Source organism: Pseudorhodoferax soli (genome assembly GCF_003337555.1).
Lineage (GTDB): Bacteria > Pseudomonadota > Gammaproteobacteria > Burkholderiales > Burkholderiaceae_C > Pseudorhodoferax > Pseudorhodoferax soli.
In genome coordinates this window covers 845,282-870,204 of the sequence record NZ_QPJK01000002.1, presented here as the reverse complement: position 1 = coordinate 870,204, position 24,923 = coordinate 845,282, and the positions used below count along the sequence as shown (strand labels likewise).

General features: G+C 70.5%; 21 protein-coding genes. 13 read left to right on the top strand and 8 right to left on the bottom strand.

The window, feature by feature from the left end:
- Positions 1–10: 10 nt before the first annotated feature.
- Entirely contained in the window at positions 11–3,841 is a 3,831-nt protein-coding gene (gene putA / locus DES41_RS10755) for a trifunctional transcriptional regulator/proline dehydrogenase/L-glutamate gamma-semialdehyde dehydrogenase (protein WP_114467602.1), read from the bottom strand.
- A 192-nt stretch (positions 3,842–4,033) separates the two neighbouring features.
- Here putA and DES41_RS38350 point away from each other — a divergent pair, with 192 nt between their 5' ends.
- Together DES41_RS38350 and DES41_RS10750 are read left to right on the top strand one after the other, a co-directional pair.
- Positions 4,034–4,177, top strand: coding sequence for a hypothetical protein (locus tag DES41_RS38350; protein ID WP_170168137.1), 144 nt, complete (start codon positions 4,034–4,036; stop codon positions 4,175–4,177).
- Between the two features lie 39 nt (positions 4,178–4,216).
- The gene (locus DES41_RS10750) at positions 4,217–4,858 is read left to right on the top strand and encodes a DedA family protein (protein ID WP_114467601.1); all 642 of its coding nucleotides are present in this window, start codon (positions 4,217–4,219) and stop codon (positions 4,856–4,858) included.
- A 10-nt stretch (positions 4,859–4,868) separates the two neighbouring features.
- Here DES41_RS10750 and DES41_RS10745 read toward each other — a convergent pair whose 3' ends face one another.
- The 7 genes from DES41_RS10745 to DES41_RS10715 form a co-directional block, all read right to left on the bottom strand.
- Positions 4,869–5,765, bottom strand: coding sequence for a helix-turn-helix domain-containing protein (locus DES41_RS10745; RefSeq protein WP_114467600.1), 897 nt, complete (start codon positions 5,763–5,765; stop codon positions 4,869–4,871).
- An 81-nt stretch (positions 5,766–5,846) separates the two neighbouring features.
- Complete coding sequence (locus DES41_RS10740) at positions 5,847–7,490, bottom strand: MFS transporter (RefSeq protein WP_114467599.1); 1,644 nt, start codon at positions 7,488–7,490, stop codon at positions 5,847–5,849.
- A complete protein-coding gene (locus tag DES41_RS10735; protein ID WP_114467598.1) occupies positions 7,487–7,888 on the bottom strand; it encodes a DoxX family protein in 402 nt (133 codons plus the stop codon). The genes DES41_RS10740 and DES41_RS10735 overlap by 4 nt, the downstream gene beginning before the upstream one ends.
- On the bottom strand, positions 7,888–9,792 hold the full coding sequence (locus DES41_RS10730; protein ID WP_114467597.1) for an amidohydrolase: 1,905 nt from the start codon (positions 9,790–9,792) through the stop codon (positions 7,888–7,890). The genes DES41_RS10735 and DES41_RS10730 overlap by 1 nt, the downstream gene beginning before the upstream one ends.
- Before the next feature lie 4 nt (positions 9,793–9,796).
- A complete protein-coding gene (locus tag DES41_RS10725) occupies positions 9,797–10,633 on the bottom strand; it encodes an alpha/beta fold hydrolase (RefSeq protein WP_114467596.1) in 837 nt (278 codons plus the stop codon).
- Between the two features lie 193 nt (positions 10,634–10,826).
- On the bottom strand, positions 10,827–11,480 hold the full coding sequence (locus tag DES41_RS10720) for an isochorismatase family protein (RefSeq protein ID WP_114467595.1): 654 nt from the start codon (positions 11,478–11,480) through the stop codon (positions 10,827–10,829).
- Between the two features lie 104 nt (positions 11,481–11,584).
- Positions 11,585–12,286, bottom strand: coding sequence for a pirin family protein (locus DES41_RS10715; protein WP_114467594.1), 702 nt, complete (start codon positions 12,284–12,286; stop codon positions 11,585–11,587).
- 110 nt (positions 12,287–12,396) lie between these two features.
- On the opposite strand from DES41_RS10715, the gene DES41_RS10710 reads away from it, so the two are divergent.
- The 11 genes from DES41_RS10710 (at position 12,397) to DES41_RS10660 (ending at position 24,923) form a co-directional block, all read left to right on the top strand.
- The gene (locus tag DES41_RS10710; protein ID WP_114467593.1) at positions 12,397–13,308 is read left to right on the top strand and encodes a LysR family transcriptional regulator; all 912 of its coding nucleotides are present in this window, start codon (positions 12,397–12,399) and stop codon (positions 13,306–13,308) included.
- 115 nt (positions 13,309–13,423) lie between these two features.
- Complete coding sequence (locus DES41_RS10705) at positions 13,424–14,629, top strand: GGDEF domain-containing protein (protein WP_114467592.1); 1,206 nt, start codon at positions 13,424–13,426, stop codon at positions 14,627–14,629.
- A 231-nt stretch (positions 14,630–14,860) separates the two neighbouring features.
- Entirely contained in the window at positions 14,861–16,000 is a 1,140-nt protein-coding gene (locus tag DES41_RS10700; protein WP_114467591.1) for an NHL repeat-containing protein, read from the top strand.
- A gap of 139 nt (positions 16,001–16,139) precedes the next feature.
- A complete protein-coding gene (locus DES41_RS10695; RefSeq protein WP_114467590.1) occupies positions 16,140–16,778 on the top strand; it encodes an MBL fold metallo-hydrolase in 639 nt (212 codons plus the stop codon).
- 176 nt (positions 16,779–16,954) lie between these two features.
- Positions 16,955–18,058 carry an ABC transporter ATP-binding protein gene (locus DES41_RS10690; RefSeq protein WP_114467589.1) on the top strand — a complete coding sequence of 368 codons (1,104 nt, stop codon included), beginning with the start codon at positions 16,955–16,957 and terminating at the stop codon, positions 18,056–18,058.
- A complete protein-coding gene (locus DES41_RS10685) occupies positions 18,052–19,218 on the top strand; it encodes an ABC transporter ATP-binding protein (protein WP_114467588.1) in 1,167 nt (388 codons plus the stop codon). Before DES41_RS10690 ends, DES41_RS10685 begins: the two co-directional genes overlap by 7 nt.
- 40 nt (positions 19,219–19,258) lie before the next feature.
- Positions 19,259–20,665 carry an extracellular solute-binding protein gene (locus DES41_RS10680; RefSeq protein WP_114467587.1) on the top strand — a complete coding sequence of 469 codons (1,407 nt, stop codon included), beginning with the start codon at positions 19,259–19,261 and terminating at the stop codon, positions 20,663–20,665.
- A 16-nt stretch (positions 20,666–20,681) separates the two neighbouring features.
- The gene (locus tag DES41_RS10675; RefSeq protein WP_211332944.1) at positions 20,682–21,632 is read left to right on the top strand and encodes a carbohydrate ABC transporter permease; all 951 of its coding nucleotides are present in this window, start codon (positions 20,682–20,684) and stop codon (positions 21,630–21,632) included.
- A gap of 1 nt (position 21,633) precedes the next feature.
- A complete protein-coding gene (locus tag DES41_RS10670) occupies positions 21,634–22,470 on the top strand; it encodes a carbohydrate ABC transporter permease (RefSeq protein WP_114467586.1) in 837 nt (278 codons plus the stop codon).
- A gap of 3 nt (positions 22,471–22,473) precedes the next feature.
- Positions 22,474–23,442, top strand: coding sequence for an acetamidase/formamidase family protein (locus DES41_RS10665; protein WP_114467585.1), 969 nt, complete (start codon positions 22,474–22,476; stop codon positions 23,440–23,442).
- Positions 23,443–23,456: 14 nt separating this feature from the next.
- Positions 23,457–24,923, top strand: coding sequence for an aldehyde dehydrogenase family protein (locus DES41_RS10660; protein WP_114467584.1), 1,467 nt, complete (start codon positions 23,457–23,459; stop codon positions 24,921–24,923).

Below are 24,923 nucleotides of genomic sequence, written 5' to 3'. Positions count from 1 at the left end.
GCGTGCGCGGTCAGCCGATGGCCATGAGCGAGGCGTTGCCGCCGGCCGCCGCGGTGTTGGTGCTGACGGCGCGCTCGACGACCAGGCGCTCCAGCGCGTAGCGGCCGCGGCCGCTGGCGATCTCGTCGCTGGCCAGGCCCTGCACCGAGACGATGGGGCCGTTGCGCGCGGCCAGCTCACGGTTCAGCGCACGCAGCGCGTCGGGGTCGCCTTCGAACAGGGCGGCGTGGACTTCGCCGGCCAGGGCCTGCGCTTCGCCGGCCACGCGTGCCAGGCCGCGGTCGGCCTCGGACAGCTGCGCCACGTGGGCCTGGGCGGCCGGCGTGTCGGTCCACAGCGCGCGGTTGCCGGTGGCGCGCACGGCTTCCCATTGGGCCCGGGCACCGGCCGCCGTGGCCGCCACACACAGCACGGTGCCGCGCGGCGCCAGGCTGTAGAGGTTGCGCTCGCCCGTCGGGCCGGGCAGCACGGTGGGCTCGCCCAGGCGCAGCGCGGGGCGCGGCCCTGCGCTCAGCAAGCGGTGCAGGTAGAGCGGGCCGCCGGCCTTGGGGCCGGTGCCCGACAGGCCTTCGCCGCCGAAGGGCTGCACGCCGACCACGGCGCCGACCACGTTGCGGTTCACGTACACGTTGCCGGCGTGGATGCGCGCCGTCACCTGCGCGATGGTCTCGTCGATGCGCGTGTGCAGGCCGAAGGTCAGGCCGTAGCCGGTTGCGTTGATGGCGTCGATCAGCGCGGGCAGGCCTTCGCGCCGCCAGCGCAGCACGTGCAGCACGGGGCCGAACACCTCGCGTTCGAGCTGCGCCGGGCTGTCGATCTCGATCAAGGCGGGCGCGACGAAGCTGCCGGCCGCGCAGGCCGGTGGCAAGGGGAGCCGTTCGACCTTGCAGCCCGCTGCGGCCATGGCGGCCACGTGCTTCTCGATGGCCTCGCGCGCGGCCTCGTCGATGACCGGGCCCACGTCGGTCTCCAGCCGGTCGGGGTTGCCCACGGCCAGCTCGTGCAGCGCGCCGCGCAGCATGGCCAGCATGCGGTCGGCCACGTCTTCCTGCAGGCACAGGAGGCGCAGCGCCGAGCAGCGCTGGCCGGCCGAGTCATAGGCGGACTGCAGCACGTCCAGCACCACCTGCTCGGGCAGCGCGGAGGAATCGACCACCATGGCGTTCTGGCCGCCGGTCTCGGCGATCAGCGGGATGGTGCGGCCCTGGTCGTCCAGCCGCTCGGCCAGCTGGCGGGCGATCAGCCGCGCCACGTCGGTGGAGCCGGTGAACATCACGCCGCGCACGCGGGCGTCGGACACCAGGCGTGCGCCCACGGTCTCGCCGGCGCCGGGCAGCAGCTGCAGCGCGCCGTGCGGCACGCCCGCGGCATGCAGGATGTCCACGGCGCAGGCGGCGATCAGCGGGGTCTGCTCTGCCGGCTTGGCCAGCACCACGTTGCCGGCGGCCAATGCCGCGGCCAGCTGGCCCGTGAAGATCGCCAGCGGGAAGTTCCAGGGGCTGATGCACAGCACCGGGCCCAGCGGCAACTCCGTGCCGGCGGCCAGCTCGGTGCGGGCCTGGGCCGCGTAGTAGCGCAGGAAGTCGACCGCCTCGCGCACCTCGGCAATGGCATTGGGCAGGGTCTTGCCGGCCTCGCGCACGATCAGGCCCAGCAGCGCCTGCATCTGCGCCTCCAGTGCGTCGGCGGCGCGCTCCAGGCAGCGCGCGCGCTCGGGCGGCGGGGTGGACTGCCAGATCGGCGCCGCGTCGGCCGCGGCGGCCAGCGCGGCATCGACCTGCGCTTCGCTGGCCTCGACCACCTGGCCCACCACGTCGCGCCGGTCGGCCGGGTTGCGCACGGGCTGGGCGCGGCCGGCATCCCAGTCGCTGCCGGTGGGGCCGGCCTGCCAACCTGGTCCCGGGCGCGCGGTGCTGCCCAGCAAGGCGGTGGCCAGCGAGGCCAGTCGTTGCTCGTTGGACAGGTCCAGCCCGGCGGAGTTGTCGCGGCCGCCGCCGTCGGCGTCGCGGTACAGGTCGCGCGGCAGCGGGATGCGCTCGTGCGGCGCGCCCAGCGGCTGCGCGCGTTCGGCCGCGTCGATCGGGTCGGCGACCAGCGCATCGACAGGCACGCGCGGGTCGGCGATCTGGTTCACGAACGAGGTGTTGGCGCCGTTCTCCAGCAGGCGGCGCACCAGGTAGGCCAGCAGCGTCTCGTGCGTGCCGACCGGCGCGTAGATGCGGCAGGGCCGCGCGAGCTTGCCGTCGGCCACGGTGCCCACGACCTCCTCGTACAGCGGCTCGCCCATGCCGTGCAGGCACTGGAACTCGTACTGGCCAGGGTAGTAGTTGGCGCCTGCCATCTGGTAGATGGCGGCCAGCGTGTAGGCGTTGTGCGTGGCGAACTGGGGGTAGATGGCCTGCGGCTGCGCCAGCAGCTTGCGTGCGCAGGCCAGGTAGGAGATGTCGGTGTGCAGCTTGCGCGTGAACACCGGGTAGTCCTCCAGCCCGTCGACCTGGGCGCGCTTGATCTCGCTGTCCCAGTAGGCGCCCTTGACCAGCCGCACCATCAGGCGCCGGCTGCTGCGCTGGGCCAGCTCGACCAGGTGGTCGATCACGAAGGGGCAGCGCTTCTGGTAGGCCTGCACCACGAAGCCGATGCCGTCCCAGCCCTGCAGCGCGGGGTCGAAGCACAGCGCCTCGAGCAGGTCGAGCGAGAGTTCGAGCCGGTCGGCCTCCTCGGCGTCGATGTTCATGCCGATGTCGTAGCGGCGCGCCAGCAGCGCCAGCGCGCGCACGCGCGGCAGCAGCTCGGCGACCACGCGCTCGTGCTGGGCGCGGGCATAGCGCGGGTGCAGCGCCGACAGCTTGATCGAGATGCCCGGGCCTTCGTAGATGCCGCGCCCGGCGCTGGCGCGGCCGATGGCATGGATGGCCTGCTCGTACAGCCCCAGGTAGCGCGCTGCATCCTCTGCCGTGGTGGCGGCCTCCCCCAGCATGTCGTAGGAGTAGCGAAAGCCCTTGGCCTCGTGCTTGCGGGCATTGGCCAGGGCCGAGGAGATCGATTCGCCGGTGACGAACTGCTCGCCCATCACGCGCATGGCGGTGTCCACGCCCTTGCGGATCAGCGGCTCGCCGCCCTTGCCGATCAGCCGCGACAGCGCCGAGGAGAGCGACTTCTCGCTGCTGGTGGCGACCAGCTTGCCGGTCAGCAGCAGCCCCCAGGTGGCGGCGTTGACGAACAGCGAGGGCGAATGGCCCACGTGCGAATGCCAGTCGCCCTGGCTGATCTTGTCGCGGATCAGCGCGTCCCGCGTGGCGCGGTCGGGGATGCGCAGCAGTGCCTCGGCCATGCACATAAGGGCCACGCCCTCCTGGCTGGACAGCGAAAACTCCTGCAGCAGGCCCTCGACACCACCGCCGCTGCCGCGTGCGCGCAGGGCGGTCACGAGCTTGCGCGCCAGCGCCTCTGCCTTGGCAGTGGCTGCGGCGGACTGCCGGGCCTGGCCCAGCAGCAGGGGCACGCATTCGGCTTCCGGGCGGCGGTAGGCGGCGGTGATGGCGGCGCGCCGCACCGATTGCGGTGCAACCCCCTGGGCGAAAGCGAGAAAGGGTTGCACCATCGTGGCGGGGTTGAATACTTCGGTTGCACCTTCGAGGTGCGCGAGGCCGTCCATGGCAGTGCCCAGTTCACCCGCGCCGACGAGCCGACCGGGCACGACGCCGCCTTCGACCTTCTCGATCGCGCTCAGAACGGCCTGCTTGATGAACCAGTGCGGGCTGCGGCCCACGGCCTCCGCCGCGGCTTTCAGCCGGCTGCGGAACAGTTCATCCACCTTGATGCCCAATGTCGTCAAACTCATCTTTCGTCTGCATGCGCGTCAGAAACGCGGGTTGCACCTTGTCAAATCGGAAGGTGCAACCATATTGCAAGCGGCGCGCCAGGGCATTCGGGTCGATCCCGATAGGCAATGGCTTGTTTGCTGTTTTGGAAACAGCGCGTTGCTCTGCGTGGGATTTATCTGCGGGCCTTGGCGGCCTACAGTCGTTCCATCATGAAAAACGCCCTCGTCCTCACCTTCGCCATCCTCGGAACCGCCGCCAACATCGCCTGGGCCGGCAGCCAGCCGTCCATTCCCGCGCCGCCGGCCCATCCGCCGCTGGAATGCGCCTGCGTGCCCGGCAGCCCGGTCGCCTGATACCCGTTTTTTCCTTTTTCCTTCGAGGAGTCTTCCGCCATGCAAGCCTTGTCGTCACTGATGGTCGAGTACGGGCTGACGCTCGTCTTCGCCGTGACGCTGGCGGCGCGGGCGGGGGTGCCGCTGCCGGCCGCACCGCTGCTGGTGGTGGCGGGTGGCGTGGCCATGGCCACGCCGGGCGGCCTGCTGGCGCTGTGGCTGCCGGCGCTGGCCGTGGCCACGCTGGCCAACGTGCTGGGAGACGGGCTCTGGTACCTCGCGGGCCGGCGCTACGGCCAGCGCATCATGGGCCTGCTGTGCCGCTTCTCGCTGTCGCCGGACTCCTGCGTGGTGGGCGGTGCCTCGTTGATGGCACGCCATGGCGGCGGCGCATTGCTGGCCGCGAAGTTCGTGCCGGGCGTGTCGGTCGTCGCCGCCCCCATGGCCGGTGCGGCGGGCATGTCTTCGCGCCGCTTCCTGCTCAACGACACGCTGGCCAGCGCGCTCTGGTCGGCGCTGTACCTCACGCTGGGCGCCGTCTTCAGCCGCCAGCTCGGCACGCTGCTGGACGGCCTGGCCGCGGCCGGCATGGCGCTGGCCGCCCTGGCTGCGCTGGGCCTGGCGGGCTTCTTCGCCTGGCGCTGGTGGCACCGGCACGGCGCCGAGGTGGACGACGACGCCCAGGGCCTGGGCACCGCCTGAAGCCCGGCGCCTAGCGCATCTGGCGCCAGCGGTTCGGCGCCATCCCCTTCAACTGGCGGAACACCCGCGTGAAATGGCTTTGGTCGGCAAAGCCGCAGGCCGCGGCGATCTCGGCCAGCGTGCGGCTGGACTGCGCCATCAGCGCGCAGGCCGCGTCCACGCGCTGCGACTGCAGCCACTGTGTCGGCGAATGCCCGGTGCTGGTACGGAAGGCCCGCGCGAAGTGGCTGCGCGACAGGCCGCAGGCCTCCGCGATCTCGCCCATGGACAGGCCACCGTCCAGCCGGCTGGCCAGCATCTCCTTGGCCAGGCGCTCCTGCCGCCGGGCCAGGCCGCCGATGGCCGGCGCGTCGGCCAGGCCGTCGCCGTGGCGTTCGATTAGGTGGGTCTGGATCACCGTGGCCATCTGGCCCAGAAACAGGGGCGAAGCCTCCTGCGGCCGGGCCAGCGCCGGCAGCAGCGCCCGGCCCAGCGCCGCCAGCACCGGATCGTCCGCCGCGGTGCTGGTGCGCAGGCCGGCCACGCGCCGGCCGCAGTGGCCGGCGCTGGAGCGGTCGAACAGCGTGGGCGGCAGTTCCAGCAGCACGAAGTCGAAGGGCGAGTGCAGGTCGGCGCGGTAGTCGTCGGCAAAGCTGCGGATGTAGACCGAACCGGGGCCGAAGTGGTGGGTCTCGCCCTGGCGGCCGTGCAGCAGGCGCCTGGCATGGCCGCCTGTCAGCGCGATGCCGACCAGGTGGCCCCGGCCGCTCGCGGCTGTCACCACCTGGCCCATGTGCCGGTCCGTCGATCGGCGCCGGTAGATCTGCAGGCCCTCGGCATGCAGATCCTGGCTGGCATGCAGCTTGGCGGCGGTGCAGCCGAGCGCGTCGGCGGAAGGAGCGGGCAGGGGGCTGGTGGCGGCGGACACGCCGCCATTGTGGTGGCAGCGGCCGGCCGGCCGCCCGAATCCGCGGGGCAGCGCGCCGGCGGCCGGCGCATTACCGGCGCATCAGTGCGCGTGGCCGTGGGCTGCGGCGTCGGCGTCGGCCGGCGCCGCGTCGGGCTGGCGCGGGTCCAGCGCCAGGAAGTGGTGCACGACCGGTTGCTCCGGCCCGATGTGGAAGCGCAGCGCCTGGGCCTGCAGGTCGGCATCGGCCTTGGACACGCGGTGGTGCTGGCGCAGGTGCTCGGCCCAGGACTCCACCATGAACCACTCGATCACCCGTTCGGGCTCGCCCGTGTGCTCGGCCACGCCCCAGGCGTAGGCGCCATCGCGCCGGCGCTCGCGTTCCACCGCCTGCATGGCGCGCAGGAAGCCGGGCCGGTCGGCACGGCGCACGCGGTACTCCACCTGCACCACGACCGGGCCACGGTCGTGCGCGACGGGCGCCGTCAGCATGGGCTCGGGCCAGTGGTTGGCGGGCTGCAAATCGGCCTCGCCGGTGGGCAGCTTGACGCGGTGGAACACGAAGCCGATGACGACCAGGCCCACCGCGCCCACCAGCAGCGCCATGGGCACGCCGATCTGCTGCGCGGCCAGGCCCCAGGCCAGGCTGCCGGCCGCCATGGCGCCGTTGAAGACCATCAGGTAGATCGCCAGGCCACGCCCGCGCACCCAGTTGGGCAGCACCGCCTGGGCCACGCCGTTGAGCGTGGTCAGCGCGATGATCCAGCCCAGGCCCAGCACCAGCATCAGCAGCACGGCCACCCACTGGGGCGGCGCGAAGGACAGCGCGGCCATCACCGCGGCGGCCAGCAGCGCGGCCAGCAGCACCAGGCCGTCGGCGTCCAGCCGCTGGCGCAGGCGCGGCAGCAGCAGCGCGCCGCCGATGGCGCCCGCGCCCACGGCGCCCAGCATCACGCCGTAGAAGCCGGCCGTGCCCTGCAGCATCTGGCGCGCGACCAGCGGCAGCAGTGCCCACACCGCGCTGGCGAACAGGAAGAACACCGCGGCGCGCAGCAGCACCACGTGCAGTTCGCGGCTGGCGCGGGCGTAGCGCAGCCCGGCCCGGAAGGCGCCGAAGAACTGCTCCGAGAGCGCGCTGTCCACCGCCGGTGGGCGCTTCCACCACAGCAGTGCGGCGATGACGAACACATAGCTCAACACGTCGGCGCCGTAGGCTGCCGCGGCGCCGAAGCTGGCCAGCAGCAGGCCGCCCACGGCCGGGCCCAGCGCACGGGCGATGTTGATGCCCAGCGAGTTCAGCGCCACCGCGTTCTTGAGGTCCTGCCGCGGCACCAGCTCGGGCACGATGGATTGCCAGGTCGGCCCCATCAGCGCCGCACCCACGCCGCCCAGGAAGGTCAGCGCGACGAGGTATTCCACGGTCAGCGTCTGGGTGTGGGCCAGCACCAGCAGCCCGCCGCTGACCAGCGCCAGCAGCACCTGGATGCCGATCAGGAAGCGGCGCCGGTCCAGGATGTCGGACAGCACGCCCGCCGGGATCGCCAGCAAAAAGATCGGCAGCGTGGCCGCGGTCTGGATCAGCGCCACAGCTGTGGGGCTGGCCGACAGTTCGGTCACCATCCAGGCGCTGGCCACGTCGCGCATGAAGCTGCCGATGTTGCCGAGCACGGTGGCGGCCCACAGCACCGCGAAGATGGGTTGGCGCAGCGGTGCAAAGCTGCCGGAGGAGGAGGGTGGCGTACTCATGGTGCGGTGCCCAGGTCATGCCAGGCGACGAGCAGGAACGCGCCCGCCAGGCCCAGGTGTTCGAAGAAGGTGTTGGCCACGGGCCGGCGCTCGGCGGCGGGCAGTGTCCAGAAGCGCGCGGCCAGCAGGTTGGCCAGCAGCGTGAAGCCCGCCAGCGCCAGCGCGCCCAGCCAGCGGCCCCAGCCGCTGACCACCATGGCCGAGGCGATGGCCTCCAGCGCGATGGTGGCCGCGGCCAGGGGCGCGGCCGGCGCCAGGCCGAACTGCCGCATCTCGGCCACCGCCGCAGGAAAGTCGCGCGCCTTGTCGAACGCGCCTTGCAGGTAGGCGCCGCAGAGCAAGAGCAGCGCCAGGCTCTGCACCCACGGCGCTGCGAAGGCGCTGCGCACGATGTCCATCAGACCGCCCAGCAGGCGCAGCCCAGCGCGCCCCAGAAGCCCTTGAGGTCGCTGATCGGCAGCTGGCTGCTCCAGGCCGTGGCGTGCTGGTGGCCGTGCACGTTGCAGTCGTTGGCGCAGGCACAGGCGGCCGCGGCCTGGCGCATGGCCTGGCTTTGCATGCCCGCCTGCAGCGGCGCGCCCTGTTCGCCCCAGTTGCCATAGCCGCCGAAGCGGCGCACGGGCGACCAGTCGGGCATGGCCGGCGGCGGCCCGCCCGCGTCAATCGCGGCGAAGGGGCCGGCCGCGTAGACCACCTTGCCGCCGACCATGGTCAGCAGTGCCGTGGTGTCGGCGATGTCGGATTCGGGGCAGGCGAAGAAGTCGCGGTCGGGTACCACCAGGTCGGCGAGCTGGCCCACTTCGATGCGGCCCTTCTTGCCTTCCTCGTTGCTGAACCAGGTCACGTTCTCGGTCCACATGCGCAGCGCGGTCTCGCGGTCCAGGCAGTTGCGCTGCGGGTACAGCTGCAGGCCGCCGACCGTCTTGCCCGTGACCAGCCACGACAGCGACACCCACGGGTTGTAGGAGGCCACGCGCGTGGCGTCGGTGCCGGCCGAGACCTTGGCACCTTTCTCCAGCATGCGCTTGACGGGCGGCGTGGCCGCGGCCGCGCCGGCGCCGTAGCGCTCGACGAAGTACTCGCCCTGGTAGGCCATGCGGTGCTGCACGGCGATGCCGCCGCCCAGCGCGGCGATGCGGTCGATCGACTTCTCCGAGATGGTCTCGCAGTGGTCGAAGAACCAGTTCAGGCCCGCCAGCGGCACCTCGCGGTTGACCTTCTCGAACACGTCGAGCGAACGGCTGATGGTCTCGTCGTAGGTGGCGTGCATGCGCCAGGGCCAGCGGTTCTGCGCCAGGATGCGCACCACTTCTTCGAGGTCGCCTTCCATCTCGGGCGCCATGTCGGGCCGCGGCTGGCGGAAGTCCTCGAAATCGGCGGCCGAGAACACCAGCATCTCGCCCGCGCCGTTGTGGCGGAAGTAGTCCGTGCCCTGCTTGTACTGCGAGGTGGCGGTCCAGTTCAGGAAGTCGGCCTTCTCCTGCTGGGGCTTTTGCGTGAAGAGGTTGTAGGCCAGGCGGATGGTCAGCTGGTCCTTGTCTGCCAGCTCCTGGATGACCTGGTAGTCGTCCGGGTAGTTCTGGAAGCCCCCACCCGCGTCGATGGCGCCCGTCACGCCCAGCCGGTTCAGCTCGCGCATGAAGTGCCGCGTGGAGTTGAGCTGGTAGTCGTAGGGCAGCTTGGGGCCCTTGGCCAGCGTGGCGTACAGGATGCTCGCGTTGGGCTTGGCCAGCAGCAGGCCCGAGGGGTTGCCGGCCGCGTCGCGCACGATCTCGCCGCCGGGTGGCGCGGGCGTGTCGCGGGTGTAGCCCACGGCGCGCAGCGCGGCGCCGTTGAGCTGCGCGCGGTCGTACAGGTGCAGCAGGAACACGGGCGTGTCGGGCGCCACGGCGTTGAGCTCGGCGATGGTGGGCAGGCGCTTCTCGGCGAACTGGTGTTCGGTGAAGCCGCCCACCACGCGCACCCACTGCGGCGCGGGCGTGATCGCCACCTGCGCGCGCAGCATGGCCATGGCGTCGGCCAGGCTCTTCACACCGTCCCAGCGCAACTCCAGGTTGAAGTTGAGGCCGCCGCGGATGATGTGCAGGTGGTTGTCGATCAGGCCGGGCAGCACGCTCTTGCCGGCCAGGTCGATCACCCGCGTGGCCGGGCCGGCGAGCGCCATCGCCTCGGCGTCGCTGCCCACGGCGGCGAAGCGCCCACCGCGGATGGCCACGGCCGTGGCCGTGGGGTTGGCGCGGTTGAGCGTGGTGAAGCGGCCACCGCGCAGCACCACATCGGCAAGGTCTTGGCCGGCGCGCATGGGGTCAGCCCTGGATGAAAGCCAGGATGTCGGCGTTCAGCACGTCGGCGTTCACCGTCAGCATGCCGTGCGAGTAACCCGGGTAGACCTTGAGCGTGCCGTTCTTCAAGAGCTTGATGGCCTTGAGTGCCGCATCTGCGATGGGCACGATCTGGTCGTCGTCGCCGTGCAGCACCAGCGTCGGCACGGTGATGGCCTTCAAATCGTCCGTCTGGTCGGTTTCCGAGAAGGCCTTGATGCCGTCGTAGTGGGCCTTGGCGCTGCCCATCATGCCCTGGCGCCACCAGTTGCGGATCACGCCTTCGTGCACGGTCGCGCCGGGCCGGTTGAAGCCGTAGAACGGGCCCGTCGGCACGCCCAGGAAGGTCTGCGCGCGGTTGCCGGCGACACCGGCGCGGAAGCCGTCGAACACCTCCATCGGCAGGCCTTCGGGGTTGTTGTCCGTCTTGAGCATCAGCGGCGGCACGGCAGACACCAGCACCGCCTTGGCGACGCGGCCGGCCGGCTGGCCGTGCTTGGCGACATAGCGCGCCACCTCGCCACCGCCCGTGGAGTGGCCCACGTGCACCGCGTTGCGCAGATCCAGGTGCTCGGCCACGGCGAACGCGTCGGCCGCGTAGTGGTCCATGTCATGGCCTTCGCTGACCTGGGCCGAGCGGCCATGGCCGCGCCGGTCGTGCGCCACGACGCGGAAACCGCGCTGCACGAAGAACAGCATCTGCGTGTCCCAGTCGTCCGAGGACAGCGGCCAGCCGTGGTGGAACATGATGGGCTGCGCGTCCTTGGGGCCCCAATCCTTGTAGAAGATCGCGGTGCCGTCTGCGGTAACGATGGTGCTCATGGTGGACTCCGGTCAATGGTGGCGCTGCGCGCCGGTGGACAAAACAAGGCTGGCATGCTGCTGCTCCGAAGGCCGCGGAGCAGGCCATGCGGGGGGCACCCGCGGAACTGGCTCTGCCAGGCCGCTGGGTGCGCCCCTCGGGGGGGATGGACTGGCTACACGCAGTGAGCCAGGCAAAGGGGTAGTTCTGTTCCTAGCCTTCGTGGGCGCCGAACATCGCGCGAGCGTAGTTGATGCCGATGCCGTAGCCGCCGCCGAACTTGCGCGCGACGCCGGTGGTCATGTCGTAGGTGTCGGTGCGGGCCCAGTCGCGCTGCATTTCCAGCAGGTACTGCAACGCCGTGATGGGCTGCGCGCCGGCCTGCACCATGCGGTCCATGGCGCGGTTGTGGGCCTCGGTGGAGATGTCGCCGCAGGCGTCGGCGATCACGTAGACCTCGAAGCCCTGGTCCAGTGCCGACAGGGCCGGGCCGACGATGCACACGCTGGTCCACAGGCCGGCCAGCACGATGCGGCTCTTGCCGAGGGCGTTGATGCGGTCGATGACGGCGGCGTCTTCCCAGGTGTTCATCGAAGTGCGGTCCAGCAGCTTCAGATCCGGGAACGGCGCGGTGACTTCCTCGAACATCGGGCCCGAGAAGCTCTTCTCCGCCACCGTGGTCAGGATGGTCGAGGCCTTGAAGCCGGCTGCCGCGTTGGCCACCAGCGCCGCGTTGGAGCGCAGCTGCACCGGATCGATCGAGTGCGTGGCGAACGCCATCTGCGACTGGAAGTCGATCATGACCAGCGTGTGGTCGTTGGGCGTGAGCAGCTTGGCGCCGGGGGTGGGGGTTGCGGTGATGGCCATGGTGAACTCCTTGTGGACGGGGGAAGGGCAGGGAATGGGGCGCACCATAGGTGCTGACCCGGGGGTGGACTAGATGCGTTGTGCTGCGGCTGGAACGCTTGTGCTCAGGCCGCGGAATCGACGAGCACGACCTCGGCGTCGGACAGCGCGGTGACGCTGAAGCTGTCCACGTCCTTGATCGCCGCGCCATCGCGGGTGTCGATGCGCACGCCGTCCACCTCGACCGCGCCCTCGGCCGGCACCAGGTAGGCCCGGCGGCCCGCGCCCAGCTGGTAGGTCGTGGTTTGGCCGGCCTTGATCGTGGCGCCGGAGACGCGGGCATCGGTGCGGATCGGCAGGGCCTCGTCGTCGCCCGGCAGGCCGCTGGCCAGGGCCACGAACTGGCCGGCGCGGTCGGCCTTGGGGAAGGGCTTGGCGCCCCAGGCCGGCGGCTTGCCGCGGCCGTTGGGCATGATCCAGATCTGGAAGATGCGCGTGGTGACCGGCTCGCGGTTGTACTCGGCATGGCGGATGCCGCTGCCTGCGCTCATCACCTGCACGTCGCCGGCCTCGGTGCGGCCCTTGTTGCCCAGGTTGTCCTCGTGGGTGATGGCACCTTCCCGCACGTAGGTGATGATTTCCATGTCGGCGTGGCCGTGCGGTGGGAAGCCGGTGTTGGCGGCGATGGTGTCGTCGTTCCACACGCGCAGCGCACCCCAGTGCATGCGGGCCGGGTCGTGGTAGCCGGCGAACGAGAAGTGGTGCTTGGCGTCGAGCCAGCCGTGGTTTTCTCCACCGAGTTCTGCGAAGGGGCGGCGTTCGATCATGGTGTTTTCTCCTGTGGCGTGTGCCGTGCGTGTTGCGATGGAGTGACTGTAGAAATCCCTGGTCTATAAGAGAATAGAAAAGATGGAAAACAATCTATTCCGATCCTTGCATGTCCAGGTTGCCTGATCTGGAAGCCTGGGCGATCTTCGCCAAGGTGGCCGAGACCGGTTCCTTCGCGCGTGCCGCGGCCGACCTGGTGGTCTCGCAGCCCACCGTGTCCAAGGCCATCACGCGGCTGGAGGCGCGGCTGCGCGTGGTGCTGTTCCACCGCACCTCGCGCAAGATGTCGCTCACCGCCAGCGGCGAACTGGCGCTGGAGCGCGCCGCCCGCATCCTGGCCGAGGGCGAGGCCGTGGAGGCCGAGGTCACCGAGCAGTCCAAGAGCCTGCGCGGCACGGTCCGCGTGGCAGCGCCCATGTCCTTCGGTGTCACGCACCTGGGGCCGGTGCTGCCGGGCTTCATGGCCCAGCACCCGGAGGTCACGCTGGACGTGCACTTCAGCGACGCGCTGATCGACGTGGTGGCCGAGGGCTTCGATCTTGCACTGCGCATCTCCAGCCTGCCCGATTCCAGCCTGCTGGCGCGCCGCCTGTGCGCGGTGCGCATCCTGCTCGTGGGCGCGCCGGCGTATTTCGCGCAGCACGGCCAGCCGGCCCACCCGCGCGAGCTGGCCAGCCACCGCGCGCTGCGCTATGTGCACTCGCGCGTGGGCGAGGGCTGGCGTTTCCGCCATGCGCGCAGCGGCGAGTTCGCCCAGGTCGTGCCCTCGGCCCTGCGCGTGAACAACGCCGAGGCGCTGGTGCCGGCCTTGCGCGCGGGGCTGGGCCTGGCGCTGCAGCCCGAGTTCCTGGCCTGGGAAGACCTGCGGGCCGGCAGGCTCGTACAGGCCATGCCGGCCTGGCAGGTCGACCCCATCGCGCTGCACATCGTGACGCCGCCGGGCCGCGCCAAGCCAGCGCGCGTGCAGGCACTCGCCGACTACCTCGCCCACGCCTTCGCGCAGGCCCCCTGGGCCAGCTGAAGCCGCACAAACGTTGCGGCATGGAGACCCTGCGCAAAGCCGGCGGGTCTTTTCACCGGGCCGGCGGCCAGTCCATCCGAGAATGCAAGCAAATATTTCTTGAACGGGGCTTGCCTTGCCGCTTCTTCCCGCTTTCGGGCCGACACCGGGTTCGCTGTTCGTCTGCCTGGGACTGTGCGCCCTGATCACGGCCGTGTTCGCGGCCAACGCATCGCGCGGCATGCCGGGATTCGAGCGCCCGCTGCGCCTGTGGGCCGCGGCGCTGCTCTGCGTCGCCCTGGCCGCGGCCGGCGTCCTCGCACGGTCGCTGCTGCCAGGCCCGCTGAGCTACGTGGTGCCCAACCTGGCCATGCTGAGCGCCGTGGCGACCATGGGCCTCAGCTTTGCGGTGCTGGAAGGCGGCCACTTGCGCCGCGCGCGCTGGAGCTGGTGCCTGGTGCTGCTGACCATGGCGGCGCTGCTGGGCGCCGAGGCCTGGCACGCGCCCTATGCCGTGCTGGCGGGGGTCGGCGCCCTGGGCCTGGGCCTGTTGCTGCTGCACGGCGCGGTGCTGTTCCTGCCGCAGCTGCGCGTGCGGCCGCGCGGGCGCCCGGAGGCCTGGGTGCTGGCCTCGCTGCTGGTGGCGGCCGCCAGCTTCGTGGTGCGCGCGGCGTCCACCGCCACCGATGTCTGGAGCCCGGACGGACCCTTGTACGCCCACCCCATGCTCGTGGTGGGCCTGGTGTTCGTGAGCAGTTGCTCGCTGGCCTTCTTCTGCATGCTGCACGAACGCCAGCGCGTCGCGCTCCAGCAGACCTACCAACGCGACAGCCTGACCGGCCTGTACGCGCGCGGCGTGTTCTTCGAGAAGGCACAGGCCGCACTGCAGATGGCCAACGTGGGCGATGTCTTCGCCGTGGTCATGCTCGACCTGGACCACTTCAAGCGCATCAACGACACCCACGGCCATCTCGTGGGCGACAAGGTCATCGCCCATGCGGCGCGGCTGCTGAACGGCAGCGTCCGGCTGGGCGACCTGGCGGGCCGCTACGGCGGCGAGGAGTTCTGCCTGCTGCTGCACGACTGCGATGCCGAGCGCGCGGGGCGCTTCCTGCAGCGCGTGCTGCTGCGGACCGAGCAGCCGCTGAGCCTGCGCGACGGCCGCAGCCTGCCGTTCAGCTTCTCGGTTGGCTTCGTGATCTTCCGCATGGAGGACAAGGCGCCGCCGCTGGAGCAGTTGCTCGACCGGGCCGACCAGGCCTTGCTGCAGGCCAAGGCCCAGGGCCGCAACCGGGCCGTGCAGGCCTTGGGCTGCAGCGCCGGGATGTACACCCCGGTCTGATGCTCCGGCCATCGGCCGGCGGCGACACCATCTCGCGCACATGCGGGCGCACCCAGGTCGCACCCAGGTCGCACCCAGGTCGCACCCAGGTCGCATCCGGCAGCGCGGCCCGGATGCGCGAGGCATGCCGGGCAGGAGTCTGACGGAGGTTTGACGGCCACCGCTGCGGCTTGCGCGTCGCCAGCGCGGCACCGATGATGCGGCTCCATTCAAGACCAGGAGACACCGCCCATGCATCCCATTCCACGCCGGCTCGCCCGGCTGCTGTACGCGCTCGCGGCGGGTGCCGTGCTCGCCACCCTGGGCGCCTGCGCCACCGGCCCGGGCGGCGGCACCGAGGCACCGGCCTTTCGCGTCGATGCCAACTGGCCCAAGCCGCTGCCCAACCGCTGGATCCTGGGGCAGGTCAGCGGCATCGCCACCGACAGCGCAGACCATGTCTGGGTTCTGCAGCGCCCAGGCAGCCTGACCGAGGACGAGCGCGGCGCCGCCCTGAACCCGCCGCACTCCAGCTGTTGCCTGCCCGCGCCGCCAGTGCTGGAATTCGATGCCGCCGGCACCCTGCTGCGCTCCTGGGGTGGCCCGGGGGCGGGCTACGACTGGCCCGGCAACGAGCACGGCCTGTACGTGGACGCCAAGGGCTTCGTCTGGGTCACCGGCAACGGCAACAACGACGGGCAGATCCTCAAGTTCACGCCGGACGGCAAATTCGTGCTGCAGATCGGCAAGGTCGGCCCGCAGACCGGCAGCGCCGACACCACGCGCCTGGGCCGGGCCGCGGGCGTCGAGGTCGACATCGATGCCCGCGAGGTCTACGTGGCCGATGGCTACCACAACAACCGCGTGATCGTGTTCGATTCGGACACTGGCGCCTACAAGCGCCATTGGGGCGCCTACGGCAAGCCCCCCATTGCCGTGCCCGCCCAGCCCGATGGCCGCCGCACCGCGCCGCCCACCGCCGCGCAGCTGGCGACCTTCGGCAGCCCGGTGCACTGCGTGCGCGTGGCGCGCGACGGACTGGTGTATGTCTGCGACCGGCTGAACAACCGTGTGCAGGTCTTCCGCAAGGACGGCGGCTTCGTCAAGGAGTTCAACGTCGAGCCGGCCACCGCGGGCAACGGCTCGGTGTGGGACCTGGTGCTGTCGCGCGATCCGCAGCAGCGCTGGCTTCACATGGCCGACGGCCGCAACAACCAGATCCTGACCCTGCTGCGCGAGACCGGCGCCGTCGTCGGCAGCACCGGCCGTCCAGGCCGCTATGCCGGAGAACTGCACTGGGTGCACGACCTGGCGGTCGACAGCCAGGGCAACCTGTACGCCGGCGAGGTCGACACCGGCAAGCGGGCGCAGAAGTTCGTGCGCGTGCGCTGAAGCCGTCGGCGCATGCCGCCCCGCACCCGCGCGCGGGGCGCACGCGCGCGGCACACGCGCGGGGCCGGCATGGCCGGGCACGGTGGGCGGGGAGCGCGCCTCCAGGACAATCGGCCGATCCCTTCGCCCGCCGCAACGCATGCTCCGCTACCTCACCATTCCCGTCACCGCGTTCCAGCAGAACTGCTCCCTGCTCTGGGACGACGCGAGCTTGCAGGCCGCCGTCATCGACCCCGGCGGTGATCTCGACCGCATCCTCGCCGCCGTGGCCGAGCGCGGCCTCGCGCTCCAGCAGATCTGGCTGACCCACGCCCACATCGACCACGCCGGCGGCACCGGCGAACTGGCCGAACGCCTGGCCCTGCCCATCGTCGGCCCGCATCCGGGCGACCAGTTCTGGATCGACGGCCTGCCGCAACAGAGCCAGATGTTCGGCTTCCCGCCGGCCCGGGCCTTCACGCCCACGCGCTGGCTGGACGATGGCGACACCGTCACGCTGGGCGAGCACACCCTGAACGTGCGCCACTGTCCCGGCCACACGCCCGGCCACGTGGTGTTCCACGTGCCGCAGATCCAGCGCGCCTTCGTTGGAGACGTGCTGTTCGCCGGCTCCATCGGCCGCACCGATTTCCCGCAGGGCAACCACCAGCAGCTGCTGGACAGCATCGTCCAGCGCCTGTGGCCCATGGGCGACGAGACGGTGTTCATTCCCGGCCACGGGCCGGAGAGCAGCTTCGGCCGCGAGCGGCGCAGCAACCCCTACGTCGGCGGCACCTGAGCGGCCGGTCGCCGCATCCCTCTGGTGCGCCCACTTAGGTGGTGTACCTGCTAATGCGCCATATCGATGCGCTCCGGCGGTGAAGCGGGCGCCCGGAGGGGCTTCAGGGCTGGCATGTCAATTGCTCAACCGACCGAACGCAGCACACATTGCTGCAGATCAACCGGTCGAGGGCGATGGCAGAAATTCAACTCCAGCGGGTCGGCAAGTCCTACGACGGCAAGACCATGGCCGTGCGCGATCTCGACCTGCACTGCCCGCAGGGCGAGATGCTGGCGCTGCTGGGCCCGTCGGGCTGCGGCAAGTCGTCCACGCTCAAGATGGTGGCCGGCATCGAGCCCATCAGCTCGGGCGCCATCCTGTTCGACGGGGTGGATGTCAGCCGGCAGGGCAGCGCGGCGCGCAATGTGGCCATGGTGTTCGAGGACTACTCGCTCTACCCCCACATGTCGACCTACGACAACATCGCTTTTCCGCTCCGCATACGTGGTACACCACATAATGAGCTGAAGAAGCGCGTCGACGGCGTGGTCGCCATGCTGGGCCTGGGCGATCTGCTGGCCGAGCCGGTGCGTTCGCTGAGCGGCGGGGCGCAGCAGCGCGTGTCGATCGGCCGGGCGCTGGTGCGCGATCCGGCACTGGTGATGTTCGACGAGCCGCTGAGCCACCTGGACGCCGACCAGAAGGTGATGCTGCGCACCGAGATCCGGCGCCTGCAGACCACCGCCGGCCTGACCTCGGTGCTGGTCACGCACGACCAGACCGAGGCCATGGCCATGGCCGACCGCATCGCCGTCATGAGCCAGGGCCTGCTGCAGCAGGTGGGTTCGCCCGAGGCGCTGTACCACGCGCCGGCCAACCTGTTCGTGGCCGGCTTCATCGGCGAATCGCCCATGAACTTCTTTGCCGCCGTGCACACCGGCAGCCAGCTGGCGCTGCGCGACCTGCCCGGTTGCGCGCTGGCGCTCGACCGGCTGGACCTGCAGGCGCACGCGCAGGACATCACGCTGGGCATTCGGCCCGAGGACATCGTGATCGGCGCCGCTGCCACCGGCACCGACGCCTTGCCGCTGCAGGTCCGCGTGCTCGACCGCGAATGCTGCGGCGACCGCGACGTGCTGCGCGTCGCCGCGGGCGAGGTGGTCTTCCACATCGAGCAGCCCGCGCCCTGCGCGGTACGGCCCGGCGATGTGCTGCCCTGCGGCCTGCCACTGTCGCGCCTGCATGCCTTCGACACGGCCTCGGGCCGGTCGCTGGGCGCGCGGAGGTCCGCATGCTGAGCGCGCTGCTCGAACGCGGCCCCGCGCTACAGATGGCCGAGGCTGGCGCGCTGCGCATCGAGGCGCTGGGCAAGCGCTTCGGCGCATTGCAGGCGCTCGACGGCGTGGACCTGGCGGTGCAGGAGGGCGAGGTGTTCGGCATCACCGGCCCCTCGGGCGCGGGCAAGTCCACGCTCGCGCGGCTCATTAGCGGGCTCGACCGGCCCGATTCCGGCACGCTGACGGTCGGCGGCCGGCCCTTCGGCACGCTGCCGCCGCAGGCGCGCCGCGTGGCCCACATGTTCGAGTCGTACGCGCTGTACCCCACGCTGAGTGTGGCGCGCAACGTGGCCTCGCCGCTGGAGGCGCCGGGCCATGCCGGGCGCTGGTCGGCCGCACAGCAGAAAAAGCGCATCGACGAGGTGCTGGAACTGGCCGAGATTGCGCACCTGCGCGAGCGCCTGCCCTCGCAGCTCTCGGGCGGGCAGAAGCAGCGCGTGGCGCTGTGCCGCGCGCTGGTGCAGGACCCGTCCGTCTTCGTGCTCGACGAGCCCATCGGCCACCTGGACGCCAAGCTGCGCCACACGCTGCGCGGCGAGATCCGCCGCCGCCAGAACCGGCTGCGCCAGCCCACGCTGTGGCTCACGCCCGATGGCGTGGAGGCCATGGCCGTGTCCGACCGCATGGCGGTGCTGATCGGCGGGCGCATCCAGCAGGTCGGCACGCCCGACGAGGTGTTCGCGCGGCCCGCCAACGTGCAGGTGGCGCGGCTGATCGGCGACCCGGCCACCAACGTGCTGCCGGTCACGCTGTCGCTGGGCGAGCCTTGCGCGCTGACGGTCGACGGCGCGTTGCCGCAGCCCATCTCCACGGCGCTGGGCGAGCGGCTGGCGCTGCATGCGCGCGGCGGCCGGCTGCTGCTGGGCCTGCGTCCGTCCGAGCTGGCACTGCGCCCGCCAGGCACCGGCCCGCTGGCCGGCGAGGACTGCCTGGACGCCACCGTCTACGCCGTCGAGCCGCTCGGCAAGCACAGCATCGTGAGCGTGCAGGTCGGCACGCAGCGGCTGCGCGTCAAGGTACCGGGCCGCGCCGACTGGCGTGCGCAGCAGCCCGTGCGCATCGCGCTGCGCGGTGAGCGCCTGCTGGTCTTCGATGCCGACAGCGGCGCGCTGTGCACCTGAATCCCCGTTCCCGTTCCACCCCATGAGGACCTGCATCGCCATGAACCATTCTTCCGTGCGCCCCGTGCTGCGCGCCACCGTGCGCGCCCTGCTGCCCCTGCTCGCGGGGACGCTCCTGGGCGGCCATGCGCTGGCCCAGGCCTGGTCCTACAAGGAGGCAGCCAAGCCCTTCGCGGGCACCAGCATCCGCGTGCTCGACGAGATCACGCCGCTGCAGGAGACCATGAAGACGCTGGTCGGCCAGTTCACCGCCGAGACCGGCATCAAGGTCGAGTACGAGCTGCTGAACCACTTCGAGGTGATCAACAAGGGCCAGGCCGACATGCTGTCGCGCCGCGGGCACTACGACGCCGTGATGCTGCACGGCGTGCAGATGGGCCAGATGCTGGCGGCCAACACCATCGAGCCCATCGACGGCTTCATGAAGGACGCCAAGCTGCTGAGCCCCACGCTGGATCCGGCCGACATGATCGAGCCGGCCGCCAGCACGCTGACCAAGTTCAAGGGCCAGACCTACGGCTTCCTGAACTGGAACTACAACATGATCTATTGGCTGCGCGGCGACCTGCTGGCCGACGCCGGCGAGAAGACCGCGTTCAAGGCCAAGTACGGCTACGAGCTGGCCCCGGCCAAGACCTTCAAGGAGTTTTTGGACATCGGCGAGTTCTTCACGCGCAAGGCCGGCAGCACCCTGGCCGGCCAGCCGCTCAAGACCGACTTCTACGGCATCCTGCACGAGGGCATCACGGGCGGCGCCACGCTGCCCTCGGTCTGGTTCAACGTCATGAAGAACTACGGCGCCGACTGGTTCGACGCCAACGGCGCGCCCACCTTCGACACGCCGCAGTCGGTGGCGGCGCTGGCGGCCTGGGCCCGCATGTGGAAGTACGCGCCCCCCGGCCAGGCCGAGTATTCGCTGGTCGACGTGCCGACCGTGATGGGCAACGGCATCGCGGCCCAGGCCATCGCCTTCAGCGACTTCGTGCTGGGCATCGACAAGCCGGGCGCCTCGCCGATGGCCGGCCGCTTCACCTATGCGCCGATCCCGACCAACCCCGAGCTCAAGGTCAAGCGCAGCGCCGACGGCGAGCCGTCGACCATCGTCATCAACAAGGCGTCGAAGAACAAGGCCGCCACCTACCTGTTCCTGCAGTGGGTGGTGGAGAAGGACACGCAGAAGAAGCTGATGACGGCCGGCAAGGGCGGCGTGCCGATGCGCACGTCGAGCTTCGCGCTGCCCGAGCTGGCCAATTCGCCCTTCTACACGGCCATGAAGACCAACATGGAGGTCGTGCTGGCCAAGCCCAAGGCGCCGAAGATCTTCGAGATCTACGACGCGCTGGGCCCCATCGTGCAGCAGGTCGGCCAGGGCCGCCTGACGCCAGAGCAGGGCGCCAAGATGGGCCAGGAGAAGATGCTCGCCATCTGCAAGAAGTGTCTCCTCTGAACCCGGGGCAGCAGCCGTGAGCGCGATTCCCCCGGCCGTGGGCACCTTGCCCGCGGCGCCCCCGGCCGCCGCCGGGCGCAGCTACCGGCGCCGCTTCAGCGACGGCGCCGCCTACCCCTATGCGCTGGTGGCGCCGGCGCTGCTGGTGCTCGTGATCGTGAGCCTGGTGCCGTTCTGCTATGCCGTGTACCTGAGCCTGCACGCGGTGGAGTACGGCCAGGTGGGCGACTGGAACGGCTTCGACAACTTCACGCGGCTGCTGGGCAACGACCGGTTCTGGAACAGCCTCAAGGTGGCGGCGATCTTCATGGCGATCGCCGTGCCGCTGGAGTTCGTGCTGGGCCTGGGCGGTGCGCTGGTGCTGAACCAGAAGATCTGGGGCCGCAGCGTCTGGCTGCCGCTGCTGTTCATCCCCAGCATGATGGCGCCCATCGTGGTCGGCCTGCTGTGGAAGATCATGCTGGCCGGCTCCTGGGGCCTGCTGTCTTACAACGTGATCGAGCGCTTCGGCTGGCTGCAGGGCGCCTCGGTGTTCTCGTCGGTCGACCATGCGCTGATCGCGCTGGCGCTGGTCGATGTCTGGCAGTGGACGCCGTTCATGATGCTGGCCTTCTTCGCCGGCCGCCAGGCGCTGCCCGAGAGCCCGTACCGCGCCGCCGCGGTGGATGGCGCCAACGCGTTCCAGACCTTCTTCCACCTCACGCTGCCGCTCATGACGCCGCTGCTGGTGGTGATCGGCATGCTGCGCTTCATCGACGCGTTCAAGATCTTCGATTCGATCTTCATCCTGACCTCGGGTGGCCCCGGCGTGTCGACGGAATCGCCGAGCGTGCTGGCCTACAAGATGACCTTCGAGCAGTGGCGCATCGGTGAATCGGCTGCGCTGGCCGTGCTGGTGTGGCTGAGCTTCTTCGTGGTCTGCAACATCTTCTACCAGGTGGCGAAGAAGAAGCTCAAGGCGTTCTGACATGACCACCACCACCCTGCACACCCCGCGCCGCTACGCCATCGGCTGGACCCTCTTGACCATCGCGCTCGCCGGCCTGCTGCTGTTCCCGGTCGGCTGGCTGGCCGCGATGGCCTTCAAGCCCGATGCGCTGATGTTCACGCGGCCCACGGCCTGGACCTTCGCGCCCACGCTGGACCACTTCCGCTATGTGCTGGAGACCGGTTTCCTGAACTACCTGGGCACCTCGGTGCTGCTGGGCCTGGCCAGCACCGCGCTGGTGGTGCTGGTCGGCACGCCGGCCGCCTACGCCTTCGCGCGCTTCGAGCTCAAGGCGCGCGACGACCTGTTCCTGTTCATCCTGGCCACGCGCATGGCGCCGCCGATCTGCCTGGTCATCCCGTTCTACCTGATCTACACGCAGATCGGCCTGCTCGATTCCTTCGTCGGGCTGTCGCTGGCCTACCTCACCTTCAACCTGTCGTTCTACATCTGGGTGCTGCGCAGCTTCTGCCGCGACCTGCCGGTGCAGCTCGAAGAGGCTGCGATGGTCGAGGGCCATTCGCGCTTCGCCGTGTTCCTGCGCGTGGTGCTGCCGCTGCTGCGCTCGGGCATCGTCTCCACCGGCATGCTGTGCTTCATCTTCGCGTGGAACGAGTTCCTGTTCGCCTTCATGCTGGGCGGGCAGAACGTCAAGACACTGCCGGTGGCGATTCCGCTGCTGATCACGGCGCAGGGCGTGCGCTGGGGCGAGATGGCGGTCGTCGGCATGGTGGCGCTGCTGCCCGTGCTGCTGGCCGTGTGCCTGCTGCAAAAGCAGATCGTGCGCGGCCTGACGATGGGCGCCGTGAAAGGTTGATCGATGACACACCACCATCTGCACGCCACCTCCGAGACCGTCGCCTGGGGCTATTGGGACGCAGCGCGCCCGCCCGTGCTGCGCATCGCCAGCGGCGACACCGTGACCATCGACACGCTGTCGGGCGAGCCCGACGACCTGCCCGAAGACGAAGCCCTGCTGCTGCCCGAGCACCGCGCCGTGCTGGCCGCCGGCCCGCGCGGCTCGGGCCCGCACCTGCTGACGGGGCCGATCTGGGTCGAAGGCGCCATGCCTGGCGACGTGCTGCAGGTCGAGGTGCTGAAGGTCGAACTGCGCCAGCCCTGGGGCTGGAACATCATCAAGCCGCTGCTGGGCACGCTGCCGGAGGACTTCCCCGTCGAGCGCCGGCTGCACATCCCGCTCGACATGGCCGCGCGCACGGCGCAGCTGCCATGGGGCTTGACGCTGCCGCTCGACCCTTTCTTCGGCAACTTCGGCGTCGCCCCGCCGCCGGGCTACGGGCGCATCACCTCCATCATCCCGCGCGAGCACGGCGGCAACATGGACAACCGCGCGCTCACCGAGGGCTGCACCGTCTACTTCCCGGTGTTCAACGCAGGCGCGCTGTTCGCCGCCGGCGATGGCCATGCGCTGCAGGGCGACGGCGAGGTCTGCCTGACCGCCATCGAGACCAGCCTGCGCGGCAGCTTCCGCCTGACTGTGCGCAAGGACCTGCAGCAGGCGCTGCCGCGCGCGGAGACCGCCACGCACTACATCGCGATGGGCTTCGACGAAGACCTGGACGATGCCGCACGCCAGGCCCTGCGCGAGATGATCCGCTGGATCGGCGAGCTGTCCGGCCTGCCGGCCATCGACGCCTACACGCTGTGCAGCATCGCCGCCGACCTGCGCGTGACGCAGATGGTCGACATCAACAAGGGCGTGCACTGCATGCTGCCCAAGACCGCGGTGCAGCGGCCTTCGCTCTCTACTTCTCTCTCCACTTCTTGACAGGAACCGACGACATGGGAACGCATGAGGCCGCAGCGCTGCCGATCCGCCCGCTCTACATCAACGGCCAATGGCGCCAGGGCAGCGAAGGCGCCTGGGCCGAGGATGTGAACCCGGCCACGGGCCAGGTGTTCGCGCGCGTGGCCCAGGCCAGCACGGCCGATGTGGAAGACGCCATCGCCGGCGCCCACGCCGCGCGCGTGGGCTGGGGCAAGCTCCTGGCCGGCGAGCGCGCCACGCTGCTGCTGAAGGCGGCCGACGTGATCGCCAGCCGCGCCGACGCGATCCGCGACCTCATCATCGAAGAGAACGGCTCGGTCTTCATCAAGGCGCCGTGGGAGGTGAGCTACGCTGTGGAATGCCTGCGCGTGGCCGCCGGCCTGTGCTACCACGTGGGTGGCGACACCTTCCCGGCCAGCCAGCCGGGCCAGCTGTCGATGACGGTGCGCCAGCCGCTCGGCGTGGTCGGCGGCATCGCGCCGTTCAACTCGCCGTTCCTGCTGACCATGAAGAAGGTGGCCTTCGCGCTGGCCGCGGGCAACACCTTCGTGCTCAAGCCCTCGGAGATGACACCGCTGTCGGGCCTGGTCATGGCCGAATGCTTCGAGCAGGCCGGCCTGCCGCCCGGGGTGTTCAACGTGGTGCCGGGTCCGGCCGAGGTGGTGGGCAAGGCGCTGGTGGCAGACCTGCGCGTGCGCAAGATCACCTTCACGGGTTCGGCGCGCGTGGGCCGGCTGCTGGCCGCGCAGTGCGGCGCGCAGATGAAGCGCTACACGCTGGAACTGGGCGGCAAGAACCCGCTGGTGGTGCTGGCCGACGCCGACCTGCAGTACGCGGTGGATTCGGCCGCGTTCGGCATCTTCTTCCACCAGGGCCAGGTGTGCATGGCCAGTTCGCGGGTCATCGTGGAAGACGCGCTGTACGAGCGCTTCGCCATGGCCTTCACCGAGAAGGCCAAGGGCATCCGCGTGGGCGATCCGCGCGATCCGGCCACCGTGGTCGGCCCGCTGATCCGGCCGCAGCAGTGCCAGTTCATCCGCGGCCAGATCGACGACGCGGTGGCCAAGGGCGCGCGGCTGCTGGCCGGCGGCACCTACGAGGGCGCCTTCTTCAAGCCCACCGTGCTGGCCGATGTGACGCCCGAGATGACGATCTACGACGAGGAATCGTTCGGCCCCGTCACCTCGCTGATCCGCGCGCGCGACGCCGAGCACGCGTTGCAGATCGCCAACGACACGGCCTATGGCCTGTCGTCGGCCATCGTCACCAACGACCTGCAGAAGGCCATGGATTTCGCCATGCGTTCCGAGTCGGGCATGGTGCACGTCAACGACACCACCATCTCCGACGAATCGCACATCGCCTTCGGTGGCGTCAAGCAATCGGGCTTCGGGCGCGAGGGCGGGCGCGCCTCCATCGAGGAGATGACCGAGCTGAAGTGGATCACGCTGCAGATGGGCCAGCGCGCTTATCCCTTCTGA

Excerpts from the sequence above, each read along its gene's own strand:
- DES41_RS10665 (WP_114467585.1), top strand. The coding sequence starts at position 22,474 with ATGACACACCACCATCTGCACGCCACCTCCGAGACCGTCGCCTGGGGC.
- DES41_RS10660 (WP_114467584.1), top strand. The coding sequence starts at position 23,457 with ATGGGAACGCATGAGGCCGCAGCGCTGCCGATCCGCCCGCTCTACATC.
- DES41_RS10715 (WP_114467594.1), bottom strand. The coding sequence starts at position 12,286 with ATGATCGAACGCCGCCCCTTCGCAGAACTCGGTGGAGAAAACCACGGC.
- DES41_RS10690 (WP_114467589.1), top strand. The coding sequence starts at position 16,955 with ATGGCAGAAATTCAACTCCAGCGGGTCGGCAAGTCCTACGACGGCAAG.
- DES41_RS10700 (WP_114467591.1), top strand. The coding sequence starts at position 14,861 with ATGCATCCCATTCCACGCCGGCTCGCCCGGCTGCTGTACGCGCTCGCG.
- putA (WP_114467602.1), bottom strand. The coding sequence starts at position 3,841 with ATGAGTTTGACGACATTGGGCATCAAGGTGGATGAACTGTTCCGCAGC.
- DES41_RS10680 (WP_114467587.1), top strand. The coding sequence starts at position 19,259 with ATGAACCATTCTTCCGTGCGCCCCGTGCTGCGCGCCACCGTGCGCGCC.
- DES41_RS10750 (WP_114467601.1), top strand. The coding sequence starts at position 4,217 with ATGCAAGCCTTGTCGTCACTGATGGTCGAGTACGGGCTGACGCTCGTC.
- DES41_RS10670 (WP_114467586.1), top strand. The coding sequence starts at position 21,634 with ATGACCACCACCACCCTGCACACCCCGCGCCGCTACGCCATCGGCTGG.
- DES41_RS10730 (WP_114467597.1), bottom strand. The coding sequence starts at position 9,792 with ATGCGCGCCGGCCAAGACCTTGCCGATGTGGTGCTGCGCGGTGGCCGC.
- DES41_RS10695 (WP_114467590.1), top strand. The coding sequence starts at position 16,140 with ATGCTCCGCTACCTCACCATTCCCGTCACCGCGTTCCAGCAGAACTGC.
- DES41_RS10725 (WP_114467596.1), bottom strand. The coding sequence starts at position 10,633 with ATGAGCACCATCGTTACCGCAGACGGCACCGCGATCTTCTACAAGGAT.
- DES41_RS10710 (WP_114467593.1), top strand. The coding sequence starts at position 12,397 with ATGTCCAGGTTGCCTGATCTGGAAGCCTGGGCGATCTTCGCCAAGGTG.
- DES41_RS38350 (WP_170168137.1), top strand. The coding sequence starts at position 4,034 with ATGAAAAACGCCCTCGTCCTCACCTTCGCCATCCTCGGAACCGCCGCC.
- DES41_RS10740 (WP_114467599.1), bottom strand. The coding sequence starts at position 7,490 with ATGAGTACGCCACCCTCCTCCTCCGGCAGCTTTGCACCGCTGCGCCAA.
- DES41_RS10685 (WP_114467588.1), top strand. The coding sequence starts at position 18,052 with ATGCTGAGCGCGCTGCTCGAACGCGGCCCCGCGCTACAGATGGCCGAG.
- DES41_RS10720 (WP_114467595.1), bottom strand. The coding sequence starts at position 11,480 with ATGGCCATCACCGCAACCCCCACCCCCGGCGCCAAGCTGCTCACGCCC.
- DES41_RS10735 (WP_114467598.1), bottom strand. The coding sequence starts at position 7,888 with ATGGACATCGTGCGCAGCGCCTTCGCAGCGCCGTGGGTGCAGAGCCTG.